Source organism: Comamonas piscis (genome assembly GCF_014109725.1).
GTDB lineage: Bacteria > Pseudomonadota > Gammaproteobacteria > Burkholderiales > Burkholderiaceae_C > Comamonas > Comamonas piscis.
The window spans coordinates 556,389-582,838 of sequence record NZ_CP058554.1 but is presented as its reverse complement, the minus strand read 5'-3'; the positions used below and the strand labels follow the sequence as shown (position 1 = coordinate 582,838).

Below are 26,450 nucleotides of genomic sequence, written 5' to 3'. Positions count from 1 at the left end.
GCTGGGCCCCAGATCCAGATCCGTGTGCAGGTATGCACCGCAGATGCACAGGCCAGTGGCTATTTCCCATGGATATTCACGCTTTCACCGATGTGGCGCCAGCCTCGCCCCGCCCTGCTGGCGCCGCCGCAGGGCTGCGTGCGCATGCAACCACCAACACATCGCCCCGCACCTTGTCCCGTACTCCACCCCGCTTTTCGCCCACCACCATTGCCCGGCTTTGCATGGCCATGCTCTGGGCCTCGCCCGCCCTCGTGCTGGCCCAAACGCCCGCTGAGAGCGATGAAGCTGGCCTGGTGCTGCGCTCCAGCACCCGTCTGCAAGAGAGCCTGAGCTCGGACCAGCGCGGCAAGATGCCGGTGTTCATCGAAGGCGACGACCTGACGGGCCAGACGGCGGACATGACCACCGTCACCGGCAATGCCAGCCTGCGCCGCGCCGACACCATGATCCGCGCCGACCGCCTGCGCTTCTACGAGCCCAGCAACACGGCGTACGCCGAAGGCAATGTGCACATCAACCGCGCGGGCAGTGTGTTTGACGGTAGCGAGCTGCAGATGCAGCTCGATTCGAACGAAGGCTATTTCAAGGACGCGAACTACCGCTTGCTGCCCAACAACGGCTATGGTGTCGCGTCGCGGGTGGATTTCATCGACCGGGAGCGCTCGGTGATCCATGAAGGCACCTACACCACCTGCCAGCGCAATGACGAGGCCAGCTGGCAGCCGGACTGGATCATCCGTGCTGAAAAAATCAGCATCGACAACCTGGAAGAAGTGGGCGTGGCCGAAAACGGCGTGCTCGAATTCAAGGGCGTGCCGATCATCCCCATCCCCAAGATGAGCTTTCCGCTGTCGGAAAAGCGCAAATCGGGCCTGCTGCCGCCCACCATGTCGCTCGACAGCGACAGCGGCTTTACCTACGCCCAGCCTTACTACTGGAACATTGCGCCCAACCGCGATGCCACCATCACGCCGACGGCCATGGTCAAGCGCGGCCTGGCGCTGGGCGGCGAGTTCCGCTACCTGGAGCCCAGCTACCGCGGCACCCTGGCAGGTCTGTACATGCCGGGCGACCGCCTGCGCGACCGCGACCGCTGGTCCTGGCTGTGGCAGCACAACGGCAGCATCGATTCCCCCATCGGCGGCCTGGGGCTGAACATCAATGCCAAGCGCGTGAGCGACTCGGATTACTGGCGCGACTTCCAAGGCAACAGCTACAAGCTCAACGAGCGTCTGCTCAACAGCGAGGCCTCGGCCAGCTGGTCGCGCGACGACCACAGCCTGCTGCTGCGCGCCCAGCAGTGGCAGACACTGCAAGACCCGCTCTCGCCCATCGTGCCGCCGTACGACCGCATGCCCCAGCTGCAGTACCGCTATACGCCGCAAGACCTGCCTCTGGGCCTTGAGGCCTCGATCGAGGCCGATGCCACGCGCTTTCGGGCCGATACCACCCTGCTCAACCAACCCAATGCCGACCGGGGCTATATCCAGGCCGAGCTGAGCCGCCCCTTCATTGCGCCGCAGGGCTTCATCACGCCCAAGCTGATGCTCAATACCCGGCACTACAACTTTGACAACTCGGGGCTGTCCAGCGTCAACAGCGCCAGCATCACCGTGCCCACCGTCAGCCTGGACAGCGGCCTGACCTTCGAGCGCAACACGCGCCTGTTTGGCCGCAACCTGATCCAGACGCTGGAGCCGCGCGCCTTCTACACCTACACGCCTTACCGCGACCAGGGCATGGTGCCCGTGTATGACACGGCGCCCTATGACTTCAGCTTTGCGACCATCTTCAGCTCGAACTCGTTCAGCGGCTATGACCGCATTGCCGACAACAACATGCTGACCGTGGGCGCCACCACGCGCTTCCTCGATGCCGACACCGGCACCGAGGCGGCGCGCTTTGGCATCGCCCAGCGCCTGCGCTTCTCGGACCAGCAAGTGGTCATGCCCGGTGCCAACCCGGTCAACGAACGCTGGTCGGACATCATGCTGGGCGCAGGCATCAACTGGACGCCCAAGTGGGGCTTTGACACCACGGTGCAGTTCAACCCGGACAGCGGTCGCTCGGTGCGCTCCACCATGCAGGCGCGCTACAAGCCCGGCGATTACAAAACCCTGGCGCTGGCCTACCGCTACCAGGCACAGAACAGCGAACAGATGGACCTGGGCTGGCAATGGCCGGTCGACGAAATCTTTGGCTCCGGCGGCAAAAAAGCCAAGGGAGAGGGCCGCTGGTACACTGTGGGCCGCCTGAACTACAGCATGCGCGACAAGAAACTGGTGGACTCTGTGGTGGGTGTGGAATACGCCGGCTGCTGCTGGAGCAGCCGTATCGTGCTCCAGCGCTTGCAGAACTCGCTGGTGCAGTCCAACACCAAGCTGCTGTTCCAGATGGAATTCACCGGTCTGACCAAACTCACCCTGGGCGCGGATCCGCTGGCCAGCATGCGCGAAAACGTGCCCGGCTACCAGTCCCTGTCCAATGCCAACGGCGCTGCGGTGCCCAGCCGTTTCAGCAATTACGATTGAAGCATTCCCTGACCATGACACAACGCATCCTCTCTTTGAGCCTGGCCTGCGGCCTGGCCTTGTTGGCCGGCGCCAGCGCGGCACAAGGCTTCAAGGCTAGCAACGACAACGCCCGCGCTGGCATGCGCGCCCCTGCCGCTGCACCTGCAGCCAGCGCCGTGCCGGCTGGCCCCCGCTCTGCGGACTTCATCGTCGCGGTGGTCAATTCCGAGCCCGTCACCAATGTCGAGGTGCAGCAACAGGTCGAGCGCCTGCGCGCCCAGGCCGAAGCCAGCAACATGCCGGCCGAAGCACTGCGCCGCCAGGCGCTGGAGATGCTGATCGGCCAGAAGATCCAGCTGCAGATGGCTGCCGAGCGCAACCTCCAGGTCGACAACTTTGCCGTGCAACAGGCCGAAGAATCGGTGGCGCGCCAAAACAGCATGACCATGACCGAGCTGCGCGCCCGTCTGGTGCGCGAAGGCATCCCGGAGACCCAGTTCCGCGCTGATCTGAAAAAGCAGCTGGTGATCCAGAAGCTGCGCGAGGCGGAAGTCGACTCCAAGGTGCGCGTCAGCGACCTCGATATCGACCAGTACCTGCGCGAGCAAAAGGCCAAGGCCGGCATGGCCAATTCGGTCACCCAGCTCAACCTGGGCCACATCCTGGTCACCGTGCCGGAAAACGCCAGCGAAGACCAGGTCAAGCAGCTGCAGGCCAAGGCCCAGCAGGCGGCAGACAAGATCCGCGCCGGCGAAGACTTCAACGCGGCTGTGGCCGAGTTCTCCGACGTGCCCGACGGCAAGGGCGGTGGTGCCATGGGCATGCGCCCAGCAGACCGCTACCCCGAGCTGTTCGTCAAGGCCACCCAATCCACCGCCGTGGGCAGCATTGCCGGCCCCGTGCGCTCGCCTGCCGGCTTCCACATCCTGAAGGTACTGGAGAAGAGCAGCGGCGAGGTTCCCGCCATCGTCACCCAAAGCCATGCGCGCCACATTCTGCTGCGCCCCAGCGCCCAGCTGAGCGAAGCCCAGGCCGTCGAGCGCCTGGAAGACTACCGCCGCCGCGTGATGGCCCAGCAAGACACGTTTGACGACCTGGCCAAGCGCTACTCGGAAGACGGCAGCGCCAAGGAAGGCGGCGACCTGGGTTGGGCGAGCCCACGCAAGTTTGTGCCCGAATTTGAAGAAGCACTCAACGCGCTGCAGCCTGGCGAGATCAGCCAGCCGATTGCCAGCCGCTTCGGTATCCACCTGATCCAGCTGCTGGAGCGCCGCGAAGCCAAGCTCAACCAGCGTGAGCAGCGCGACATGGTGCGCTCCATCGTGCGCGAGAACAAGCTGGAGCAAGCTTTCAGCACCTGGGCGCAAGAAGCCCGTGCCCGCGCCTACGTGGAATACCGCGATCCACCTCTGTAATCTCCCGGTGCTGGCCGCTGCCTTGGCAGCATGACCCTGCCCAGCGCTTTGGCGATGCGGCAGTGTCATCATCCGGCCCAGGGACTCCAACTCTTAGAGCGGTGCTTTCGCACCGCTTTGTCATTGCATGAAACACATTCCCCGCAAGCGCTTTGGCCAAAACTTTCTGACCGACCGCGCCGTCATCGACGCGATTGTCGACGCCATCCACCCGCTGCCCGGCCAGACGGTGGTCGAGATCGGTCCCGGCCTGATGGCGCTCACCCAGCCACTGGTTGAACGCGTTGGCAAGCTCAGCGTCATCGAGCTGGACCGCGACCTGGCCGTGCGCCTACGCACGCATCCGCAGCTCGACGTGGTCGAGTCCGATGTGCTGAAGGTGGATTTCCGCGCCCTCGCCCAGCGCCTGGGTGTCGCCAAACTGCGCGTGGCCGGCAACCTGCCCTACAACATCTCCAGCCCCATCTTGTTCCACCTGCTCGAACAGGTCGATGTGGTGGAAGACCAGCACTTCATGCTGCAAAAAGAAGTGATCGACCGCATGGTGGCCAAGCCGGCGACGTCCGATTACGGGCGCCTCACCGTCATGCTGCAGTGGCGCTATGCGATGGAGAATGTGCTGTTTGTGCCCCCCGAGAGCTTTGACCCGCCGCCGAAGGTGGACAGCGCCGTGGTGCGCATGGTCCCGCGCGAACAGCCCGCGCAACTCGATGCCAAGCTGCTCGAAGAGCTGGTGCGCGTCGCCTTCAGCCAGCGCCGCAAGATCTTGCGCAACACCTTGGGCAAATGGTTGGATGAGAAGGGCTTCAACGGCGACTTTGATGCGCAGCGCCGCGCCGAAGAAGTGCCGGTGGCCGAGTACGAGGCGCTGGCTGCCAGCGTATCGGCACCCAAGGCCGCCTGAGCCAAGCGCCCGCCGCACAAAGCAAAACGCCCGGTACTCACCGGGCGTTTTTGCATGGAAAACGGATCAGAGGAAAGAGTAGAAGCAGCGAAACGGCACCTTGCGCTCGGCCCAGTACTCGGCCGCATCGCGGAACACATCCAGCAACTGCTCGCGCGCCTCGCGGTCAAACTTCATTGCGGTGGGGATCTGGTCCAGCACCACCACAAAGCCAGGTTGTGGGCCGCTTTTGTGCAAAGGGTCAGTCAGGCAGTCAAACAGCGCATCGAAGTTCTTGCCGTAGTGCGATGGGAAGTAAAACTGCATGCCGATCAGCTCCAGCACATCGGCCTTGGACAAGGCGTGGGCCAGGTTGGCGTACAAAAAATGCTGCCCCAGGTTCTGGGCTGCGGTGCGCAGGTCTTCCAACCGGTAGGCGCGGATGGCCTGCACGATGTTCGGACGCACGAATCGCAGCGATGTATCTTGTACCTGACGAAGTGGATTGTCCATCTCCGTTGCTCTTTCCATTAGCATTTTTTAAAAACCACGCCCCATCCCTGGGGCTCATTGGGCATTGTTGACTTAGCACATCACTCTGCGCAAGACATCTCTTGCGGAAAAGCGACATAGGAGGAATCTGACTGGCTAATTCACAATACGCCGAAAGCTGCTGTAGTGATCCTGGGTGTAGTAGCAAGTATCGGGCATTGTGGCGACCTGGCCACCACAAATAATGCGACGTGCCCCGCGATCGCGGGAACCGGGTGTTTTGACGGTGTATTCCCGGTAGTAACCGCGCTGCTGCCTGGGCAGAATGCGTTCCCGGTTGCCAAATACCGAACCGTCCTTGTCATAAGGAAAAGGGCCGCCATCGAGAATGAGTGCATAGGTTTTTCGGCCTTGGGCTGGCAAATCTGCCAGCGACACCACCGGCCCATCGAAGGCGGAAGGCCCACTGCCACGCGCCTGCACAACCGGCGGCGACACAGCGATGACCGCAGCCACCACAGCAGCCTTCACAGACGACCGGGCGATAAAACCCCATGCGTTCAGCATCAACAACACCTTTCAGAACCAGGGATCTTCCGCAAGTTCAGCCGGTCAGTGTGACGGATTGGGCCCCAAAATGCAAGAAGCCTGCCCAAAATTTGAGCAGGCTTCTTGGTATTTTACAGTAGCAACTGCGGCTTTATGCAGGCCACTTAGCTACAAATACGATCATCATCGTGCAAAATTCGCATCCGCGACCGCAACCGCCGTCATATTGACAATGCGGCGCACCGTGGCGCTAGGGGTCAAAATATGCACCGGTTGGGCGGCGCCCAACAGGATCGGGCCAATGGCGATATTGCCGCCCGCAGCGGTTTTGAGCAGGTTGTAGCTGATATTGGCCGCATCAATATTAGGCAGCACCAGCAGGTTGGCATTACCCACCAGCGGGCTCTCGGGCATGATGCTGGCGCGTTGCTTTTGGTCCAACGCCACATCGCCGTGCATTTCGCCATCCACTTCCAGCCAAGGGGCCTGGATGCGCAGCAGCTCCAAGGTCTGGCGCATCTTGACGGCGCTGGGCTGGTTGCTGGAGCCAAAGTTCGAGTGCGACAGCAGCGCGGCCTTGGGCTTGATGCCAAAGCGCATCATCTCCTCGGCCGCCATGATGGTGATCTCGGCCAATTGCTCGGCGGTTGGGTCGTAGTTCACATGCGTATCGACCAGAAACACCTGGCGCTCGGGCAGCAACAGGCCGTTCATGCAGGCGTAGGTAGCGGTGCCGGCGCGCTTGCCAATCACCTGGTCGATGTAGTGCAGGTGGATGGCGGTGTTGTTCCAGGTGCCGCAGATGAGGCCATCGACCTCGCCCTTGTGCAGCAGCATGCAGCCAATCAGGGTCAGGCGGCGGCGCATTTCGATCTTGGCGATCGGCACCGTCACGCCCTTGCGCTCGGCCATGCGGTGGTAGGACTGCCAGAAATCGCGGTAGCGCTCGTCATGCTCGACGTTCACCACGTCGTAGTCTGTGCCTTCCTTCAGGCGCAGGCCAAACTTCTCGATGCGCTGGGCAATGATGGCCGGGCGGCCAATCAAGGTGGGGCGTGCAATGCGCTCGTCCACCACAATCTGCGCGGCACGCAGAATGCGCTCTTCCTCGCCCTCGGCATAGGCAATGCGCTTCTTCGCCGCCCGCTTGGCCGCCATAAAGATTGGCTTCATCGCCGTGCCCGACGCATAGACAAAGGTCTGCAGATGCTCGCTGTAGGCATCCATGTCTTCGATCGGGCGCTCGGCCACACCGCATTCCGCCGCCGCCTTGGCCACCGCTGGCGCGATCTTCATCATCAGGCGCGGGTCAAAGGGCTTGGGAATCAGGTACTCGGGGCCAAAGGACAGGTCCTGCCCCACATAGGCATTCGCCACCTCTTCGGTCTGCTCAGCCTGCGCCAGGTCGGCAATCGCATGCACGGCAGCGATTTCCATCTCGGTGGTGATCGTCGTCGCGCCGCAGTCCAGCGCCCCCCGGAAGATATAGGGGAAGCACAGCACGTTGTTGACCTGGTTCGGGTAGTCCGAACGGCCAGTCGCCATGATGATGTCGTCGCGCACCGCCTTGGCATCTTCGGGAGCGATCTCGGGATTGGGGTTGGCCAGCGCGAAAATGATGGGGCGTGCTGCCATGCGCTGCACCATGTCAGGCTTGAGCACACCGCCCGCCGACAGGCCCAGGAACACATCAGCGCCATCAATCACCTGGGACAAGGTGCGCTTGTCGGTTTCTTGCGCGAAAAGCGCCTTATCTTCGTCCATCAGCTCGGTACGGCCCTTGTAGACCACGCCGACGATGTCGGTCACCGTGACATTCTCGCGCTTCAGGCCGATTTCCAGCAGCAGGTTCAGGCAGGCCAGTGACGCAGCACCGGCACCCGATGCGACCAGCTTCACTTCATCCATGCGCTTGTTGGCGACCTTGAGCGCGTTCACCATGGCCGCAGCCACGGTAATGGCCGTGCCGTGCTGGTCGTCGTGGAAGACGGGGATCTTCATGCGCTTGCGCAGCTCACGCTCTACATAGAAGCACTCTGGCGCCTTGATGTCTTCAAGGTTGATGGCGCCAAAGGTTGGCTCCAGCGCCGCGATCACTTCCACCAGCTTCTGGGGGTCTTTTTCGTCGATTTCGATGTCAAACACATCAACGCCGGCAAATTTCTTGAACAGAACGCCCTTGCCCTCCATCACCGGCTTGGAGGCCAGCGCGCCGATATCGCCCAGGCCCAGCACCGCCGTGCCGTTGGAGATCACGCCCACCAGGTTGCCACGGCTGGTGTACTTGAAGGCAGCAGCTGGGTCCTTGACGATCTCTTCGCAAGGCGCCGCCACGCCAGGCGAGTACGCCAGCGCCAGATCATGCTGGTTGGCCATGGGCTTGGTGGCCGCAATCGCTACCTTGCCGGGGCGGGGGAACTGGTGGTACTCCAGGGCAGACTGGCGCAGCAGTGCGCGTTTGTCCAAAGTGACGGGGGTGGAATTCTTATCAGTCATGGCGGTCTCCGGCATCACGCAGCATTCACTACGAAAAACATCTGGAACATGCTGCCATCTGCATGCATGTCTCAACAGTGTGTCCAAGGGCCCAAAACGATTTTCCGACGGCCAAAGCCTGTGGATCGTATACAAGGGACTCTCCATTCTAGGCGCAGGCTAAAAATCAAGTATTCCAGTCACCGACTAGAACTATGAAAAAGATTTATGACTTTTTGCAGTTGGTGCATAGATCGCACAAAGCACCCCACCGGTGCCGAAACCGAAGGTCTACAATGGCTAACGTTTGCGCTATATAGGCTCTGCAAGGCCTCATTTGTCATGGATTTAATGCTTCTGGTCGTTCTCATCTTGGGCGTGAGCTTTGTGCTGCGCGCCAAGGCCCAAAAGCAGCGGATCGCCTTGTTGGCCCAGTATTTGCGTAATTACGACATCGAAAAGCTGATGGAGCGCCTGGTCAGCAGCTACATGCGGGCGCTCGATGAGAAAGACGCCAGCCGCCAGCAGCAAATCTGGGAACTGCAGACCACGGTGGAAAACAGCCTGGCCAGCCAGTTCAGCAGCTTTGCCGACACGCTGGCCAAGGCGCCCGAGCCGGCCAATGGCGCCAGCTTCAAGATCAGCACCCAGGCGTTTTACTTCCCATTCGCGCACCTGATCGAGAAACTGCTGGGCAGCGGCAAGTCCTTTGACCTGCGCACTGCCATCCGCGTGCATGCCGATGGCATTGCCCGCGTGGTCGCCAACACTGCGGGCCGCAGCCCCAAAGAGCGCGCCTTCACCTTGCTGGCGGAGATGTATCTGATGCAGCACACCTGCCACTGGTACTGCAAATCCAAGGCCGTGGCCTCGGCGCGCATGCAATTGCGCAACCAGACCACGTACGAGCAGGTCATCCAGAGCGTGTCGCCCGAGACGCGCAATGCCTATCTGGCCCTGCTGGGCGAGCGCTAAGCCGACGGGGCTTGGCGGTTTCCGTTATTGGCTGACACCTGGCCGCAGCCACAGCGGCGACAATCAGCGGATTGACACCACCAACCCAGGGGAAGCCCATGCCAGCCATTCCAACCCGACTTGCCGCACTGGCAGCCGTCGTTGCCACCGCCAGCCTGCTCAGCGCCTGTGACGAACGCCCCGGCCCGATGAAGCCCATATCCGGCACAGTAGCGGCATCGCGCCAGCCCCTGCCCGACAAGCCGTTGTTCAACGCACCCATCATCGACACGCACTCAGTTCTGCCCCACGCCAAGGCGGACAAACACGATCCGCTGCCCCCGGCGGTGCCACTGGCCTCTGCCGATGACCCCAAGCCCTCCAATGGCGGCACGACGCCCGAAGGCGGCAGCGTGAACCCCTCTGCAGGCATGGGCGCTGTGATTACCGACAGCAAGGGCGCGCAGCACGAAGCGGACGGCAAGCCTTAACGCTTGTCGGACGGTCTTCGGCTGACCGATCAGGCACCGTCCTTGCTAGCTAGCTGGCCATGACCCACCCTCTGCATACCCCCGCGCTGATCCTGGAGGCCCGCCCTCTGACGGCGCACAATTTCTCGGCCTTTGGCACCGTCATCGGCCTGGCCGACCCCAGCCTGCCCAGCCAGTCCATCAACCAGGGCAATGCGCTGCGCTATGACCTGATGCTCGATCTGCAGCTCACCGCGCAAGGCGGCTGGCCGATGCTGGCGCTGTTCCGTGCGCAGGCGCGTCAGTTTCCGCTGGCCGTGACCGAGGTGGAATGCCATGCACTGGGCAGCCAGAGCTTTGTGCCACTGGGCACGCAGCGCTTTGTCGTGGTGGTGGCCTCTGCTGGCCCGGCTCCCCAAGCTCAGGATCTGCAGGCCTTTGTGACCGATGGCCGCCAGGGCATCGTGCTGGCGCCAGGCACCTGGCACCATGCCTTGCTGGCCGTCGAGGGCGGGGATTTTGCCGTGATCGAGCGGCGCGCAGGTGCGTTGGACTGCCGCTGCGAAGCGATCAGCGAGCCGCTGCAGGTCAGCCTGCCCGCTGACCTGGTCTAAGACTTAAGCAGCAGCCGCCGCCAGCTGCTGCGCAATCGCAATCAAGCTGCGGTCGCTGCCTGCCGGCCCCAGTAGCGATATACCCAATGGCGCGCCATCGCGGCTCGCCAGCGGCAGCGAGATCTGCGGAAAGCCCGCCAACCCCGCCAGACACAGCATCTGCACCGCCTGGTTGCGGTAGGCCTCCAGCGATGCCTCGTCGGCCGTCCGCAGCGGCGCAATATCCGGCATGCTCGGCATCACCAGCACGCCATCGCTGCCCAGCAGATCGGCGAGATGCTGGCGGAAGCGCGCGCGGAACTGCTCGGCCTCCTGCATCTGCGCATCCGTCACCTTGCTCGACCAGTCAAAGCGCTCCTTCACGCCCGGGCCCAGCACCGGCGCATAGCGGCTGATAAAGGCGCCATCGGTCATCCAGGCCTCGCGGCCCTGGATATAGCGAAAGCTCCAGTACATCGCATCGAAGGAATCGAGGACGGCCTCGCAATCCTGCGCGCTGCCCAGCAGCTGCGTGATCTGCTGCAGCGCGCCATCCCAGGCCGGGCGCACGGCACTGTCCACCAGGCCCCAGACATCGCTGGGCATCAGCAGGCGTGGGCGCGCAGGCAGCGGCGTGGCATCCGGCGTCAGCAGCACATCGGCCACGCGGGCAAAGGTATGGGCATCGCGGGCCAACCAGCCGCAGGTGTCAAAGCTGTGGCACAGCGCCAGCGCCGATTCCAGGCTCACCCGGCCATGGGTGGGCCGTATGCCATACAGGCCGCAGTGGCTGGCAGGCGCGCGCACCGAGCCGCCCGTGTCCGTGCCCAGCGCAAAATCGCAGAGCCGGCTGGACACCGCCGAGGCCGAGCCCGATGACGAACCGCCGGTAATACGCTCGGGCGCACTGCCATTGATCGGCGCACCAAAGTGGGCGTTGTTGCCGTTCATCGAAAAGGCCAGCTCATCGGTCACCGTCTTGCCGGCCAGCGCCGCGCCTGCATCCAGCAGCTTCTGCACCGTGGGCGCCGTCTGCGTCTTGATGCCGGACATGGCCAGCAACAGCGGGTTGCCGCCACCGGTCGGGTAGCCGGCAATGTCGAACAGGTCCTTCACCCCAAAATACAGGCCGCTCAGCGGGCCGGTTGCCGCATGGCGCACAGGCACATCGGGGTAGGGAACAAAGGCGTGGGCAGGGTCGTGCAAGGGCATGGTGAGATCAGTCCAGAGCAAAAAAAGACGGTAGAAACGCAGTGGCCTAGGCAGCAGCCAAGATTTGGGGTGCATAGGCCGCTGCTGTAGCAGTGTGTACGCAGCGCGCCATATGGCCAGGCGCCAGCGTGACCGGCTCCGGCACCGCTTGCAGGCAAGCGGCCGTGGCGAGGTGGCAGCGGGGCGCAAAGGCGCAGCCCGGTGGGATGGCGGTCAGATCCGGCGGCGCGCCAGCAATGGTCTGCAGCGGCTGGCCGCGCTCCATCGCGCCATGCGAGCGGCTTTGCAGCAAGGCCATGGTGTAGGGGTGGCGCGGGCTGCGGATCAGCTGCTCGGCCGTGCCCTCTTCCACAATACGGCCCGCATACATCACCGCAATGCGGTCGGCCACTTCCACCGCCGCACCAATGTCGTGGGTCACAAACACAATGCCCAGGCCCAGCTCACGCTGCAGCTCGCGCAGCAGCAGCAGGATCTGGATCTGCACGGTGGCATCCAGGGCGGTGGTGGGCTCGTCGGCCAGCAGCACCTGGGGGTTGCAGGCCAGGGCCAGCGCAATCATCGCCCGCTGCCGCATACCGCCGGACATCTCATGCGGGTAGGCCTTGAGGCGCTGCTCGGGGCTGGGAATGCGCACCCGCTCAAACAGCGCCAGCGCGCGCTGCTGCGCCTCGCTGTTGCTCACACGCTCGTGCCTGCGTATGGCTTCCACAATCTGCGCGCCCACCGGGTAGACCGGGTCCAGCGCCAGCAAGGGGTCCTGAAAAATCATTGCGCAGGTCTTGCCCCTGAAGTCGTTGAGCGCGCCGCCGCGCAGCGCCAGCACATCCTGGCCTGCGACCTGGATCTGGCCCTTGATGGTGGTCTTGTGCTCCGGGTGCAGGCGCAGCAGGCTGCGCAGGGTCACGCTCTTGCCGGAGCCGGATTCGCCAATCAGCGCCACCGCTTCGCCCTTGGCGACCGACAGGCTCACGCCGCTGACGGCCTGGACCACTTTCTTGCCGCTGGCAAACTGCACATTCAGGTCCTGGATCTGCACCAGGGTGGGAGAGGCTGTGTTCATCGGGTTGCTCCTGGTTCAGGCGGCCAGCGCAGCAGCGGCAGCCAGGGGGTGGCCACTGCCGGGCTCATGCACCAGGCAGCGCGCGGCATGGTGCAGCTGCACCGTGGTGACGGCCGGCATGGCCTGGGCGCAGACCCGTGCCGCCTGGGGGCAGCGGGGGTGAAAGCGGCAGCCCGTGGGCGGGTTGATGGGGTTGGGCGGATCGCCCGCCAGCGGTGCTACCAAGGTGCGGTTGCTCGGGTCCATCGACGGTACCGACGACAACAAGGCCTTGGTGTAGGGGTGGGCTGGTGCGGCAAACAGCGCATCCGACGGGCCGATCTCGGCCACCTGGCCCAGGTACATCACCATCACCCGGTCGCTGATGTAGTGCACCACACCCAGGTCGTGGCTGATGAAGACATAGGTCAGGCCAAACTCGCGCTTCAGATCGGCCAGCAGGTTCAGCACCTGGGCTTCCACCGATTTGTCGAGCGCCGATACCGCCTCGTCCAGGATCACCATGCGCGGCTGCAAGGCCAGCGCGCGGGCAATGTTGATGCGCTGGCGCTGGCCGCCCGACAGCTCATGCGGGTAGCGCTCGGCAAAGCGGGCAGGCGCCAGGCCCACCCGGTCCATCAAATGGTGGGCGCGGGCCACCGACTCCTTGCGCGATACGCCATGCACCTGCGGGCCAAAGGCGATCGAGTCTTCGATCGTCAGGCGCGGGTTGAGCGAGGCATAGCTGTCCTGGAACACCATCTGCACCTGGCGGCGAAACTCTTTGAGGCTCAGGTCGCGCGATCCCACCGTGCGGCCATCGAACACCAGCTCGCCGGCGGTCGGGTCCATCAGGTGCATCAACAGGCGCGCGGTAGTCGACTTGCCGCAACCGGACTCGCCCACCACGCCCAGGGTCTCGCCCTTGAGCACCTCAAAATCCACGCCATCCACCGCGCGCACCAGCTTGCCTTGCTTGAGCGGGAAATGCTTGGTCAAACCGCGCACTGTCAGCAGCGGCTGGGCCGGGCCACCCACATCGGCGGCCAGCGCTGCGGCAGGGGCTATAGAAGAATGCTGGAGCATGGCTTAACCCTTGTTGTCCATGGCGGTGCGCAGGCCATCGGAGAGCAGATTGAAGGAGATGGAGGTGATGAAGATCATCAGCCCCGGCAAGGCCGCCACCCAGGGCTGGGTGTAGATCGCCGTGCGCAAGGTGTTCAGCATCAGGCCCCACTCGGGCTCGGGCGGCTTCACGCCCAGGCCCAGAAACGACAGGCCCGAGGCCAGGATCATCGACACCGCAATCAGGCTGGTGGCGTAGACAAAGATGGGGCCCAGCACATTGCCCAGCACATGCACCCGCACGATGGTGAAGGCGTTGGCGCCGGTGGCGCGCGCCGCCTCCACATAGTCGCGGTTGCGGGCCTGGGCCGTCACGCTCTCGGCCACGCGGGCGATCTGCGGGATGAAGACAATCGTCAGCGACACCAGCGAGTTGAAGATGCCCGCGCCCAGCGCACCCGACAGCGCAATGGCCAGCAGCACCGAGGGGAAGGCATAGAACACATCGATGGTGCGCATGATCACCGTGTTGGTGCGGCCACCGGCATAGCCGGCCACGATGCCGATGCCCGTGCCGATGACAAAGGCCAGCAGCACCGGCGTGATGCCCATGAACAGCGACAGCCGCGCGCCCATCATCAGCCGCGAGAGCATGTCGCGGCCCAGCTCATCGCTGCCCAGCGGCAGGCCCGCCGTGCCAATCGGCTTGAGGCGTTTGAGGATCGAGGCCAGGTAGGGATCGGCGGGCGTGATCCAGGGCGCGAACACCGCCACCGCAATCAGCAGCAGGATGACCGCGGCCGCGGCCATCGCCACCGGATCATGCAGCAGGCGCTGCAGCACCGAGGACCAATAGCCGCGTGAGCGCTGGGCCGGCAGCGGCTGCACCTGGGCCGCTGCTGCATCGGGAAGGGAAAGACTGGTCATGGGGACGGAACCTCCGGGGGTCTGCGGTCAGCGGGCGATGCGGGGATCAAGCAGGGTCTGCACCACATCGATGATGAGGTTGAGCAGCACAAAGAACACGGCCAGCACCAGGATGGAGCCCTGCAGCAGTGGCAGGTCGCGCTGGAAGATGGCCTGGTTCAGCAAAAAGCCGGTGCCCGGCCAGGAGAACACGGTCTCGATCAGGATGGAGCCGCCCAGCAGGTAGCCCAGCTGCAGGCCCATCACCGCCAGCGCCGTAGGCGCCGCATTCTTCAGCACATGGCGGAAGATGCCCAGATGTCCCAGGCCCTTGGCCTTGAGGCCGAGGATGAACTCCTGGTCCAGCAACTCAGCCACCAGCGCCCGCACGGTGCGCGCGATGATGCCCATGGGGATCACCGACATGGTGATGGCCGGCAGGATCATGAACTGCACATGCGCCCAGTCCCAGGCCCAGTCGCCCGAGCCGCCCGGCCCCGCGCCGGTGGCGGGCAGCCACATCAGCTGCGACGAGAAGATGATGACCATCACCATGCCCAGCCAATAGTGCGGCACGCTGACGCCCAGCATCGACAGCATGGAGCAGCTGCGGTCCACCCAGGAGTTGCGAAAATACCCCGCCACAAAACCAAACAAACTGCCCAGCACAAAGCCGATCAAGGTGGCCACCACGGCCAGGCGCAAGGTGTTGACCACGGCCGTCATCACCTCGGTCGTCACCGGCCGGCTGGTGGCAATCGACTGGCCCAGATCACCCTGCAGCGCGCGCCATACCCAGCGCAAAAACTGCTCGGGCAAAGGGCGGTTAAAGCCATACAGCTCGCGCATCTGCGCCTGCAGCTCGGCCGATGCATCGGCGGGCAAGACCGACACCAAGGGGTCACCCGGGGCGATATGCACCAGGGCAAAGCACAGCAGGGCCACGCCCAGCATGATGGGCAGGGTGTAGACAATGCGTCTGAACAGGTAGGCAAGCATGGCGGATCAAAGGTTCGTGGGGGGAGAAGCGGACCATGCGGGGTCGCACTGGCGAGGCATGCGCAGAAGCATGCAGCCGGCGTGCAGCGGCGTCTGGGCGCCGTCCGCACGCCGCGGTGACCGGCTTACTTCATCGTCATCGTCGCGATATCGATGAACCAGCTTTGCGGCTGCACCACATTGCCCACCTTGGCCGACATGGCGCGTGGGCCCACATCGTGGGCAACAAACAGAAACGGCGACTCATCGACCACCAGGGTGTGCAGCTCGGCCAGTGCCTTGTCGCGCTCCTTGGCATCAAAGGTGGTGCGGGCCTTGTCCACCACCGCATCCACCGTCTTGTTGCTGTAGAAGCCCCAGTTGTTGGACAGCGGCGGGAAGGACTTGGTGCTGACAAAGCGCACCATCGCAAAGAACGGGTCCATCGTGGCTGCCGTCACATTGGTGGCGCTGGCCTTGTTGGCACCCGGGTCCTTGGCGCCCAGGCGCCAGCCGGAGAACAGCGTGTTCCACTCCACCACATCGAACTCGACATCAAAGAAGCATTCCTTGAGGTTCTGCTGGATGAACTCGTTCATCGGCAAAGGCTGCATCTGGCCCGAGCCCGAGGCCGAGGTCTGGATCTTCACCTTGATCGGCTTGCTGGCGCTGAAGCCCGCCTGCGTCATCAGCGCCTGCGCGGCCTTCACGTCGTACTTGATCTGGAAGCTGGGGCTGCCGCGCCAAGGGTGGCCGGGCTCAAAGATGCCGGTGGCCGGCTCCATCTGGCCATTCAACAGCTGCTTCATGCTGGCGCGGTCCACACACAGGTTGGCGGCGTGGCGCACGCGCTTGTCCAACCAGGGCGAGCCCTCGACAAAGGAGAACTGCCATGGCCAGATGTGGGGCTGCAGGTTGGAATAGACCTTGAAGCCGCGCGCCTTGATGGCGTCCATCGCATCAGGCGCCGGTGCCTCAATCCAGTCCACCTGGCCGCTCATCAGCGCAGCGGTGCGCGAGTTGGCTTCGGGCAGCGGCAGCAGCACCACCTTGTCGATGGTCGGCGTGCGCTTGGGGTCCCAGTAGCTGGCGTTCTTCACCATCTCGAAGCGCTCGCGCGGCACCAGGCGTGCGCCCTTGAAGGGGCCGGTACCCGATGGGTCGGCGGCAAACGCCGTCCAGGCGGCCTTGCTGCGCTCGGCCTTACCGCTGACGGAGGCCGGCACCGCAGCCAGCTTCTTAGCCCAGTGCGCGGGCGATGCCATGAACAGATTGGTCAGGTTGATCGGCAAGAAGGAATCGGGCTCGGTGGTGGTCAGCTCGACGGTCAGGTCATCGATCTTTTTGGCGGACTTGAGCGTAGGCATGCGCGATGCGGTCACCCCTACCTGGGCCGGGTCAAACTGCTCGGCCTCCTTGTCCAGCACCTTGTTCACGTTCCAGACCACGGCATCGGCCGTAAACGCGCTACCGTCGTGGAACTTGACACCGGGGCGCAGCTTGAACAGCCACTTGGTCTTGTCCTTGGCATCCACCTCCCAGGACGGCGCCAGGCCCGGCACCAGCTCAGTGGGCTTGTCGGCCTTGCTCAGGTCCCACTGGGTCAGTGCGTCGTACATCGGAATACCGGTAAAACGGTTGCCCTCAAAACCCTGGTCCGGCTGGCCCGAGGTGCGCGGGATATCGCCCGCAGTCATCGCAATGCGCAGCACTTTTTCCTGGGCCATGGCAGCACCAGCGCCCAGCGCCAGGGTGACAGCCAGAGCCAGGCTTTTGAGCGCGGGGCGGGAGACGGAGAAACCGGAAGACGCTTGCATTACAGGACCTTTCCAAGGAGTGGGGGGATGACAACTGCAAAGCAAGCTGCGTGCCACATCACAGCTATCGATAATCGATACAAGTGATTGATTCATCGATATTTTTGGCATGCTTTATGCGAACGCTCTGCGCATCGTTCGCCCCAACCCAAGGAGTACCCGCATGACCCAAATAGACAGCCTGCGCATTGATGAAAACCGCCTCTGGCAATCGCTGATGGCCCTGGCCCAGATAGGGGCTACGCCCAAAGGTGGCGTCTGCCGCATCGCCTTGACCGATGAGGACAAGGCCGGCCGCGACCAGGTCGTGCAATGGTTCCGCGACGCAGGCCTGCAGGTGCGCGTGGATGAAGTAGGCAATGTGTTTGGCCGCCGCCCCGGCACCGATCCGCAGGCACGCGCCGTGGCCACCGGAAGCCATATCGATACCCAGCCCACGGGCGGTAAGTTCGATGGCAACTACGGCGTGCTCGCCGGGCTGGAGGTGGTGCGCACGCTCAACAGCCATGGCATCCAGACCGTTGCGCCACTGGAAGTGGCCTTCTGGATGAACGAGGAAGGCACGCGCTTCACGCCAGTGATGATGGGCTCTGGTGCATTTGCGGGAATTTTTGGTGCAGACCACATCCGCTCGCAACAAGATGGTGCAGGCATCACCGTGGGCGACGAGCTGGCCCGCATCGGCTACCTGGGCGATGTGGCCTGTGGCGATGTGCCCGGTGGCGCCTTTGCCGCTTACTTTGAAGCGCATATCGAACAAGGCCCCGTGCTGGAAGCCTATGACAAGCCCATCGGCATCGTCAGCGGCGCGCTGGGCCAGCAGTGGTATGACGTGACCGTAACCGGCATGGACGCCCATGCCGGCCCCACGCCGATGGACCTGCGCCATGATGCGATGCTGGCCGCTGCTCGCATGGTCGATGCCGTCAACCGCATTGCGCTGGAGCAGGCGCCGCACGGGCGCGGCACCGTCGGCCATCTGCAGGTGCTGCCCAACTCGCGCAATGTGATCCCGGGCCAGGTCAAGTTCAGCGTAGATTTTCGCAACCTGTCGCAGACCGGGCTGGATGCCATGGACGCCGCCATGCGCGCGGAGTTTGCGCAGTTGGCCGCGCAATGCCAATGCCAGGTAGAGATCACGCAGGTGGTGCGTTTTGCACCCTGCATCTTCCACCCCGACTGCGTGGCCAGCGTGCGCGGCGCGGCCGAGACCTTGGGCTACGACCACATGGATGTTGTCAGCGGCGCCGGGCATGACGCCGTCTATGTCCACAGCGTGGCGCCGACTGCGATGATCTTTGTGCCCTGCAAGGATGGCATCAGCCACAACGAGATCGAGGACGCCAAATCCGAGCACCTGGCCGCTGGCTGCAATGTGCTGCTGCATGCGATGCTGGCGCATGCGGGGGTGGCCTGATACGGCCTTCGCAGCGATTTAAACCGTTTGCACCGCGTGGAGCCCCCGGGCTCCTACGCAACCCCGGCTGGCTACCAAGCACTTTAGTCCGCCGGCAGCAACTGCGACACCGCCCGCGCGCATTCAATCACCAGCGGCGCCAGCGCCTGCTGGGCATCGGCCATGTTCCAGCGGCTGGTGGGCGGTGCCAGGTGGATGGCGCCCACCACCACGCCACGCGCATTGAACACCGGCGCGGCAATGCCCATGTCGCCCAGAAACAGCTCTTCGCAGTTGGTGGCATAGCCCGTCTGCTGGCACTGCGCCAACTGCGCCATGACGGCATCCACCGTCGTCAAGGTGGCGCGGGTACGTGCCGGCATGGGTGCCTGCTGCAGCAACGCGCGGGCCGCTTCGGCGGGCAACTGGCTCAGGTAGGCGCGGCCGCAGCTGCTGGCATACAAGGGCACCTGGGTGCCCACCGGCGTCAGCACCGGGATGTGCTGGGTCGTCAGCACCTGGGCCAGGTAGACCATGTGCGTGCCCGCAGGCTCGGACAAGGTTGCCGTCTCACCACTTTGCCGCGCCAGCTGCGCCAGATAGGTGTGGGCGGCGCTGATCATCGGATGCGCATCCAGGTAGTTGAAGCCCAACTCCACCACACGCGGCAGCAGCACAAAGCGCCGCGTGCTCGGGTGCTTGCCGATATAGCCCAGCGCCTGCAAGGTATGCACCGAGCGCTGCGCCGAGGCCTTGGTCATGCCGGCAGCCTGCGCAATCTCGGCCAGGGTCATGCTGCGGTGCGCGGCATTGAAGGCGCGCAGCACCTGCAGGCCCTTGGCCAGCGAGAGGTTGAACAAGCCGTCCGCTGCGGGCTCCGGCGCAGGCTCAGCCGCGGGTGCCTCAGGCTCCGGCGCAGACAAAGCCGCCACCGGTGGGTGTGCCGGTGGCGTGCCTGGAGAGGTGCTGGGGGCTGCCGCTTCTGCTGAAGCGGCGGGTTCCGAAGATCGGTAGCGGGCGGTGCTGGTGCGCATGGTGCAAAGGCTGGGGGCAATGCCCTGGGCTTCGCAAGAAACGCACCAACTTGCAGCCGGGCCCATCGCTGTGGATGGGCTGCTGCTGCATGGTTTTAACGGCTGCTTGGGAAGCTGAAGACCGCGCCATCGCGCACACCGGCGCTGGGCCAGCGCTGGGTGATGGTCTTGCGCTTGGTGTAGAAGCGCACGGCATCCGGGCCGTAGGCGTGCAGGTCACCAAACAGGCTGCGCTTCCAGCCGCCAAACGAGTGGTAGGCGACAGGCACAGGCAGCGGCACATTGATGCCGACCATGCCGACCAGAATGTGGTCGCTGAAGTAGCGGGCTGCTTCGCCATCGCGGGTGAAGATGCAGGTGCCGTTGCCGTACTCGTGTGCGTTGATCAGGTCCATCGCCTCTTGCAAGGTCTTGACGCGCACAATGCCCAGCACCGGGCCAAAGATCTCTTCCTGGTAGATCTTCATGCCGGGGCGCACGTTGTCGAACAGGCAAGGGCCGAGGAAGTAACCCTCCTCATGGCCGGCCACCTGCAGGCTGCGGCCGTCGATCAGCAGCTTAGCGCCCTCTTCCACACCGCTGTCCACATAGGCCTTGACCTTCTCGAAATGCGGCTTGGTGATCAGCGGACCCATGTCGTTGCCGTTGTCAGTGCCCGGGCCCACCTTCATCTTGGCGATCTCGGCGCTCAGGCCGGCAATCATCTGGTCGGCCACCTCGTCGCCCACGGCCACGACCAGCGGCACGGCCATGCAGCGCTCGCCGCAGCTGCCGTAGGCGGCGCCCATCATCGCGGTCACCGCATTGCTGATGTCGGCATCGGGCATCACCACCGCATGGTTCTTGGCACCGCCCAATGCTTGCACGCGCTTGCCGTTCTTGCAGCCTTCGCCGTAGATGTACTCGGCAATCGGGGTCGATCCAACAAAGCTCACTGCCTTGACGCGTGGGTCATGCAGCAGGGTATCGACCGCTTCCTTGTCGCCATTGACGACGTTGAGCACGCCCGGTGGCAGGCCGGCTTCTTGCGCCAGCTGGGCAATGAACAGCGCGCTGGTCGGGTCGCGCTCGGAAGGCTTGAGCACAAAAGTATTGCCACAGGCCACGGCCATGGGCCACATCCACAAAGGCACCATCGCGGGGAAGTTGAAGGGCGTGATGCCCGCCGTCACCCCCAGCGCCTGGAACTCGCTCCAGCTGTCGATATTGGGGCCCACATTGCGGCTGTGCTCACCCTTGAGCAGCTCGGGCGCGTAGCTGGCGAACTCGACGTTCTCGATACCGCGTTGCAGCTCGCCATGCGCATCGGCCAGCACCTTGCCGTGCTCGGCGGTGATCATCGCGGCGATCTTGTCGGCGTTCTGCTCCAGCAGCACTTTGATCTGGCCCATGATGCGCGCACGCTTGAGCGGCGGCGTATTGCGCCAGGCGGGGAAGGCCTTTTCGCCAGAGGCAATCGCTGCCTCCACCGTCGCCTTGCTGGCCAGCTCCACGCTCACCGTCGATTGGCCCGTTGCCGGGTTGAACACCGGCTGCGTGCGGCCGCCATCGTGCACGATCTTGCCGTCGATCAGATGGCCTACGGTGGCGGTCACGTTCTTGTCGTGGTTCATGTCAGTCTCTCTTGGGTTCAATTCAAAAACAGCACCGGCGTCCCGAAGGGACGCCAGATGCGAAGCGGTTTTTACGCAGGTCAGTTGGTCTCAGCCAGCGCATCACCCAGCGCGTTGATCAGGCGGTCGATCTCGGCCTTCTCGCTGATGAACGGCGGTGCCAGCTGGATGGTGTCGCCACCATAGCGCACGTAGAAGCCTTTTTCCCAGCACTTCATCGCGATCTCATAAGGGCGCTTGGCGGGCTCGCCGGGCAGCGCGGCAATCGTAAAGCCGGCGGCCAGACCGTAGTTGCGGATGTCGGCCACATGCTTGGCACCCTTGAGGCTGTGCACAGCATTTTCAAAGTAAGGCGCCAGCGCCTTCACACGGCCGGGCATGTCTTCCTTTTCCAGAATGTCCATAACAGCCAAGCCTGCCGCGCAAGCGACCGGGTGGGCCGAGTAGGTGTAGCCGTGCGCAAACTCCAGCATGTACTCGGGGCCGCCTGCGGCCATGAAGGTGTCGTAGATTTCCTTGGTCACCACGCAGCCACCCAGCGGCTGGGCGCCATTGGTGACCTGCTTGGCAAAGTTCATGATGTCTGGCACAACGCCAAAGGCTTCGGCACCGGTCCAGGCACCGCAGCGGCCAAAGCCGGTGATGACTTCATCAAAAATCAGCAGAATGCCGTTTTGCGTGCAGATCTCGCGGATGCGTTCCAGGTAGCCTTTGGGCGGAATCACCACACCGGCCGAGCCCGAGAACGGCTCCACAATCACCGCGGCAATATTGCTGGCGTCGTGCAAGGTGATCACATCGAGCAGCTTGTCGGCCAGCGCGCGGCCGCCTTCATCGGACATGCCCTTCTGGAAGGTGCCGGCCGGTGGCTGGGTGTGGGGCAGGTGGTCGGCCACAATGCCTTGGCCAAACATCTTGCGGTTGCCGGCAATGCCGCCCACCGAGATGCCGCCGTAGTTCACGCCGTGGTAACCCTTCTCACGGCCCACCAGCACGGTCTTGCCAGCTTGGCCCTTGAGGCGCCAGTAGGCGCGCACCATCTTCAGTGAGGTATCGGCTGCTTCCGAGCCCGAGCCGGTGAAGAACACATGGTCCAGACCGGCGGGCGTATGTTCCTTGATCTTGTTGGCCAGAGCGAACGAGGCAGGGTGGCCAAACTGGAAAGCCGGTGCGTAATCCAGCTGCAGCGCCGCCTTGCCAATCGCCTCGGCCACTTCCTTGCGGCCATGGCCAATGCCCGAGCACCATAGGCCCGAGAGGCCGTCAAAAATCTTGCGCCCGTCGCCATCGGTGTAGTAGGCGCCCTGGCCGCTGACGATCATGCGCGGTTGCGCCTTGAAGTTGCGGTTGCCGGTAAAGGGCATCCAGTGCGCCTCCAGCCAGGCTGCGTCGGTGCGCAGCTGGGTGCTGCCGGTGGTGTCGTCAATCTGCACAAAGCTCATGGTCTGCTCCTTGAATCCGCATCGCGGCTACCGCTGTTGATTCGCCATTGTGGGGCGCGGCGATGCTTATTCAAAGAATGAGATATCAAAGCTCACTTGCTGATTTCTGCAAGTAAAGCAAGCCCATTTTTTGCCCCTCGTTCAGCCTTGGGAAGAGCGCTCCGCCAAGAGGTCCGTACATCACCCCGCCGAAGGTGTTGCGGGAGAGCGCTGGACAGCACAGGCATTTTTTATTAATCTCTGGCGTTAAATAAATAAAAGCAATTGAAACAGTACTTTTGATAGATCAATGATGAAAACCTCCCTCCTCTCTCCCATCGCCGCTGGCGCTCTGCTGGCTTCCCTCACAGGCTGCTCCTCCAAACTCAACGAAGGCGACATCTACCTGGCCATGGCCAAGGTCGAACAAGCAGTGCAACAGCAAGACAGCGCTGCCGTCGCCCAATGGCTGGCACCCCAGGCCCAGGTAGTGATCGATATGCGCCAGGCCGATATGCCCGAGCCCATGCGCCTGAATAAAAGTGAGTACCTGCAACTCTTGAACGCAAGCTGGAGCGCCGCTGGCAACCGCCACAGCCATGAGCGCAGCAACACCCGTGTAGAGATGGCGCGGGGCGGCAAGACCGCCACCGCCTACGCCACCGTGCGCGAGAGCGCCGCGCTGCAAGGCCAGCCTGTCACCTCGGTCAGTGATGAGGTCGCCACCTTTGCCATGCTTGATGGCAAGCTGCAGATTACCTATGTGCAGGCGACACTGCTGTCGATGCAATAACACCGACAGCGCCGGGCTGGCACCTGCTGCGACAATGGCGCTTTGCAGCTTCCGGTAACGCCCATGCCTCACGCCGCCGCCCCATCCGGTACCGCCGCCACCCCCGCCCTGGTTGACGGCCTCGACCACCTGGTGCTCACCGTCGCCAGCATTGCGCAGACCCTCGCCTTCTACCAGCGCGTGCTGGGCATGGAGGCACGTGAGTTCAAGCCCGGGCGCTGGGCTTTGCACTTTGGTGGGCAGAAAATCAACCTGCATGAAGTGGGCCATGTGGTGGATGCCAATGTGCGGCACGCCACGCCCGGCTCAGCCGACCTGTGCTTTCGCACCCGCCTGCCGCTGGCCGATGTGGCCGCCCATCTGCAGCGCCAGCAGGTGCCCATCGTGCAAGGGCCGGTGCGGGCAACGGGTGCAAGGGCTCCGCTGCAGTCGCTGTACTTTTACGATCCAGACGAGAACCTGATCGAGGTGGCCAACGAAGTGCAGGCAGGCGGATGACTGACGAGGTACGACTTAGCGCTTGACCGCCGCATCGCACCAGCGCTGGGCCACCGCTGGCGATGTCATGCACACCACCTCTTGGGTGACGGTCGTCACCGCCCGCTCCAGCAGCTGGATATCGGCCTCATGCTGGCGGGCCACATGCGGGTCTTCAAAGAAGATCGCGCGCTGGCAGCGGCGTTCCAACACCAGATCGGCGATTTGCGCGTCGCCCCCCAGCGGGCCGCTGTTGTAGCGGTCCACCCAGGGCTTGTCAGCAGGCCAGCCCTTGCTCCAGGCCAGCTCGTTGAGCTTTTGACCCGTGGTGCCGGTGCCTACACGGCGGCGGTAGCGTGAGAGCAACGCAAAATTGCGCTCGCAAAAGTCGAGCATCGCCGGCTTCATCGCATCGTGGGCAATCAGCGCCAGGGTCTGGTTGCCATAGTCGTGCAGGCGGTCGGCTTGGCGATCAGGCGCCAGCCCGGCGTGGATGCGTTCCATCTCCACCCAGTCGCGCGCGCTGGCTGCCGTGGAGATAAAGGGCTTGCCGTGGATCACGCACTGGCGCTTCAAGGCCAGCGCCTCGGGGAAGATCGACGACGGGTCCACCGGGTCGATCAGGTAGATGGCGCCATCAAGCACGCGGTTGTCGCCCGGCATGCCCACCACCTCGGCCACCAGCTTCATCAGGCCGCCTTCGCGGCCATAGGGGTAGCGCACCAGGCCCTTGTGGCCCTTGAGCATTTCTGCCGCTGCAATCGCGTCATAGGTGCGGCCCACCGCATGGAACCCGATGTTCAGCTCCCGAATCCCCTGCTCGCAGGCGCGCAAAAAGCTGAACAGCGCAGCATCCTCGTTCTGGTGGTGCAAACGGTTGGCGGCAAGGCCTAAAAGCATGGTCGATCCCGTGGGTGTGGCAAGCGACTGGAAATATAGCGCCAAAACCAAACGGTGGGTATGACAGCCGACTGGCGTGCTGGCCCAATACGCTACTAAAACTATAGCGATTGGTCACCAACGCCAAGCCGCTGCATCGCCGCGAATCAGCCCTCAAGCCCGGCTGCCCCACCAGGTCTGCCACCGAAACCCCAGCCACAACACCAGCAGCATGGCCGCACCAAACACCCAGCCGCTGAGCGCACCCGCCATACCGCCCGACAGCAAGGTGCCCACGGTGCAACCAATACCGGTCATGGCGCCCCAGCCCAGCAGCACGCCGCCGAGCAAACCCCGGCCCGCATCGCACCCGGTGGGCAGGCGCGGGCGGAACTGGCGGCTGGCAAAGGCGGCGATAAACGCGCCAGCCAGCAGGCCCAGCAGCACCAGCGCATTGGGCGTGGCCCAGGTGGCTGCCGGCAAGGTGGCGCAGCCGGCAAAGCCATCCAGGCCATTGAGCCGCTCAGGCACCCATCCCTGGCCTTGCAGCGCGCCGCGCACCTGGCTGCCGATTAAGGCCGTCACGCCCAGCGGCCGCATGCGCACAATGGCAGCCGTGCAGATCAAGCCCACCAGCAGGCCGCCCAAGGCATAGTTCCAACGCCCTTGCCACAGGCTGCGCCACAGCGCGGGCAGGCTGCGCGGGGCCGCCCTTTCGGGATCTATGGGCGCAGCAGGCACCTGCAAACTGCGCTGGCGCTGCTGCACATGGCGCTGCCACACCCAGGCAGCCCAGGCCGCCAGCACGCCCAGTTGCAGCAGCAGCGCCCCCCCATAGCCCAGGTGCTGCGGCAGCCAGACGACGGGCGCATCGGCCACCGCCAGGCTGTAGAGCGGGTTCCAGGTCTGGAAGCCCAAGGCAAAGCCCAGCGCCGTGCCCAGCAGTGCAAACGGCGATGCGGCAGAGCCTTCTGCCAGCCGGTACCAATGGGCGCTGATGCAGGAGCCCGACACCAGCATGCCCGCCCCAAAAGCCAGACCGGCCAGCACCAGCACCCAGCTGACCGGGCCGATGTGCATATCCGGCGGCAACTGCCCCGCCTGCGGGTTGGGCAGCCAGCTGCTTTGCACCACCGTCATGCCCACAAGCCCCACGGCCAGCGCCAGGATGATCGCCAAAATCCCACGCGGGTCATCGCGCTGCAGCCAATCGCGCGCATGGCAGTAAAAGCAAAAGCGCGAGCGCTGCAGCACCACACCCAGCGCCAGCCCAATCGCCAGCGCAAACACCAGGGTGCGCCCGCCATCGCGCTGCAGCAGGGCCTGCTGCAATGGCCACAGCGCCAGCAGCAATACCGCCGCTGCCACCGGCTGCCAATAGGCGCTGATGGCCCCAGCCGGGCGCTGCCCTGCAGCGGCGCCCGCGCCTCCCAAACCCAAGCTGGAATCAGTCATGGCCATCCATCCAAA

23 protein-coding genes are annotated in these 26,450 nt (G+C 63.9%); 9 read left to right on the top strand and 14 right to left on the bottom strand.

Annotation, left to right across the window (positions count from 1 at the left end; all coding sequences use genetic code 11):
- Positions 1–224: 224 nt before the first annotated feature.
- The 3 genes from HS961_RS02685 to rsmA all read left to right on the top strand — a co-directional run bounded on the left by HS961_RS02685 (position 225) and on the right by rsmA (position 4,835).
- Complete coding sequence (locus HS961_RS02685) at positions 225–2,534, top strand: LPS-assembly protein LptD (protein WP_412101648.1); 2,310 nt, start codon at positions 225–227, stop codon at positions 2,532–2,534.
- Positions 2,535–2,548: 14 nt separating this feature from the next.
- Positions 2,549–3,931, top strand: coding sequence for a peptidylprolyl isomerase (locus tag HS961_RS02680; protein WP_182326257.1), 1,383 nt, complete (start codon positions 2,549–2,551; stop codon positions 3,929–3,931).
- A gap of 127 nt (positions 3,932–4,058) precedes the next feature.
- On the top strand, positions 4,059–4,835 hold the full coding sequence (gene rsmA / locus HS961_RS02675) for a 16S rRNA (adenine(1518)-N(6)/adenine(1519)-N(6))-dimethyltransferase RsmA (RefSeq protein ID WP_182326256.1): 777 nt from the start codon (positions 4,059–4,061) through the stop codon (positions 4,833–4,835).
- Between the two features lie 66 nt (positions 4,836–4,901).
- Here the strand turns inward: rsmA and HS961_RS02670 are convergent, their stop codons facing one another.
- The 3 genes from HS961_RS02670 to HS961_RS02660 form a co-directional block, all read right to left on the bottom strand.
- Complete coding sequence (locus HS961_RS02670) at positions 4,902–5,327, bottom strand: barstar family protein (RefSeq protein ID WP_182326255.1); 426 nt, start codon at positions 5,325–5,327, stop codon at positions 4,902–4,904.
- A gap of 135 nt (positions 5,328–5,462) precedes the next feature.
- Complete coding sequence (locus tag HS961_RS02665; protein ID WP_182326254.1) at positions 5,463–5,873, bottom strand: ribonuclease domain-containing protein; 411 nt, start codon at positions 5,871–5,873, stop codon at positions 5,463–5,465.
- 165 nt (positions 5,874–6,038) lie between these two features.
- A complete protein-coding gene (locus HS961_RS02660; RefSeq protein ID WP_182326253.1) occupies positions 6,039–8,351 on the bottom strand; it encodes an NADP-dependent malic enzyme in 2,313 nt (770 codons plus the stop codon).
- 321 nt (positions 8,352–8,672) lie between these two features.
- Here HS961_RS02660 and HS961_RS02655 point away from each other — a divergent pair, with 321 nt between their 5' ends.
- From HS961_RS02655 to HS961_RS02645, 3 genes are all read left to right on the top strand, one after another.
- Positions 8,673–9,305: a hypothetical protein gene (locus tag HS961_RS02655; protein ID WP_182326252.1), complete on the top strand. Its 633-nt coding sequence runs from the start codon at positions 8,673–8,675 to the stop codon at positions 9,303–9,305.
- Between the two features lie 98 nt (positions 9,306–9,403).
- Positions 9,404–9,775: a hypothetical protein gene (locus HS961_RS02650; RefSeq protein ID WP_182326251.1), complete on the top strand. Its 372-nt coding sequence runs from the start codon at positions 9,404–9,406 to the stop codon at positions 9,773–9,775.
- A gap of 59 nt (positions 9,776–9,834) precedes the next feature.
- Positions 9,835–10,368 (top strand): ureidoglycolate lyase, encoded by a 534-nt coding sequence (locus HS961_RS02645; protein WP_182326250.1) that lies wholly within the window; start codon positions 9,835–9,837, stop codon positions 10,366–10,368.
- Positions 10,369–10,371: 3 nt separating this feature from the next.
- On the opposite strand, the gene HS961_RS02640 is transcribed toward HS961_RS02645, so the two are convergent.
- The 6 genes from HS961_RS02640 to HS961_RS02615 all read right to left on the bottom strand — a co-directional run bounded on the left by HS961_RS02640 (position 10,372) and on the right by HS961_RS02615 (position 17,367).
- Positions 10,372–11,559, bottom strand: a complete 1,188-nt coding sequence (locus HS961_RS02640) for an amidase (RefSeq protein WP_182326249.1) — start codon at positions 11,557–11,559, stop codon at positions 10,372–10,374.
- Positions 11,560–11,605: 46 nt separating this feature from the next.
- Positions 11,606–12,622 carry an ABC transporter ATP-binding protein gene (locus HS961_RS02635; protein WP_182326248.1) on the bottom strand — a complete coding sequence of 339 codons (1,017 nt, stop codon included), beginning with the start codon at positions 12,620–12,622 and terminating at the stop codon, positions 11,606–11,608.
- 15 nt (positions 12,623–12,637) lie between these two features.
- Entirely contained in the window at positions 12,638–13,687 is a 1,050-nt protein-coding gene (locus tag HS961_RS02630) for an ABC transporter ATP-binding protein (RefSeq protein WP_182326247.1), read from the bottom strand.
- A gap of 3 nt (positions 13,688–13,690) precedes the next feature.
- Positions 13,691–14,593 (bottom strand): ABC transporter permease, encoded by a 903-nt coding sequence (locus HS961_RS02625; protein ID WP_182326246.1) that lies wholly within the window; start codon positions 14,591–14,593, stop codon positions 13,691–13,693.
- 27 nt (positions 14,594–14,620) lie between these two features.
- Positions 14,621–15,571 carry an ABC transporter permease gene (locus tag HS961_RS02620; RefSeq protein ID WP_182326245.1) on the bottom strand — a complete coding sequence of 317 codons (951 nt, stop codon included), beginning with the start codon at positions 15,569–15,571 and terminating at the stop codon, positions 14,621–14,623.
- A 125-nt stretch (positions 15,572–15,696) separates the two neighbouring features.
- Positions 15,697–17,367: an ABC transporter substrate-binding protein gene (locus HS961_RS02615; protein WP_182326244.1), complete on the bottom strand. Its 1,671-nt coding sequence runs from the start codon at positions 17,365–17,367 to the stop codon at positions 15,697–15,699.
- Between the two features lie 163 nt (positions 17,368–17,530).
- Here HS961_RS02615 and HS961_RS02610 point away from each other — a divergent pair, with 163 nt between their 5' ends.
- Positions 17,531–18,784 (top strand): Zn-dependent hydrolase, encoded by a 1,254-nt coding sequence (locus HS961_RS02610; protein WP_182326243.1) that lies wholly within the window; start codon positions 17,531–17,533, stop codon positions 18,782–18,784.
- 83 nt (positions 18,785–18,867) lie between these two features.
- On the opposite strand, the gene HS961_RS02605 is transcribed toward HS961_RS02610, so the two are convergent.
- From HS961_RS02605 to HS961_RS02595, 3 genes are all read right to left on the bottom strand, one after another.
- Positions 18,868–19,797, bottom strand: coding sequence for an IclR family transcriptional regulator (locus HS961_RS02605; RefSeq protein WP_182326242.1), 930 nt, complete (start codon positions 19,795–19,797; stop codon positions 18,868–18,870).
- A gap of 95 nt (positions 19,798–19,892) precedes the next feature.
- A complete protein-coding gene (locus HS961_RS02600) occupies positions 19,893–21,410 on the bottom strand; it encodes a CoA-acylating methylmalonate-semialdehyde dehydrogenase (protein WP_182326241.1) in 1,518 nt (505 codons plus the stop codon).
- Positions 21,411–21,490: 80 nt separating this feature from the next.
- Entirely contained in the window at positions 21,491–22,852 is a 1,362-nt protein-coding gene (locus HS961_RS02595; RefSeq protein ID WP_182326240.1) for an aspartate aminotransferase family protein, read from the bottom strand.
- 292 nt (positions 22,853–23,144) lie between these two features.
- Here HS961_RS02595 and HS961_RS02590 point away from each other — a divergent pair, with 292 nt between their 5' ends.
- Positions 23,145–23,624 (top strand): hypothetical protein, encoded by a 480-nt coding sequence (locus HS961_RS02590; RefSeq protein WP_182326239.1) that lies wholly within the window; start codon positions 23,145–23,147, stop codon positions 23,622–23,624.
- Between the two features lie 63 nt (positions 23,625–23,687).
- A complete protein-coding gene (locus HS961_RS02585) occupies positions 23,688–24,122 on the top strand; it encodes a VOC family protein (RefSeq protein ID WP_182326238.1) in 435 nt (144 codons plus the stop codon).
- A gap of 15 nt (positions 24,123–24,137) precedes the next feature.
- Here HS961_RS02585 and HS961_RS02580 read toward each other — a convergent pair whose 3' ends face one another.
- On the bottom strand, positions 24,138–25,001 hold the full coding sequence (locus tag HS961_RS02580) for a methylglyoxal synthase (RefSeq protein ID WP_182326237.1): 864 nt from the start codon (positions 24,999–25,001) through the stop codon (positions 24,138–24,140).
- A gap of 153 nt (positions 25,002–25,154) precedes the next feature.
- Positions 25,155–26,435, bottom strand: coding sequence for a YeeE/YedE family protein (locus tag HS961_RS02575; RefSeq protein ID WP_182326236.1), 1,281 nt, complete (start codon positions 26,433–26,435; stop codon positions 25,155–25,157).
- Positions 26,436–26,450 lie beyond the last annotated feature (15 nt).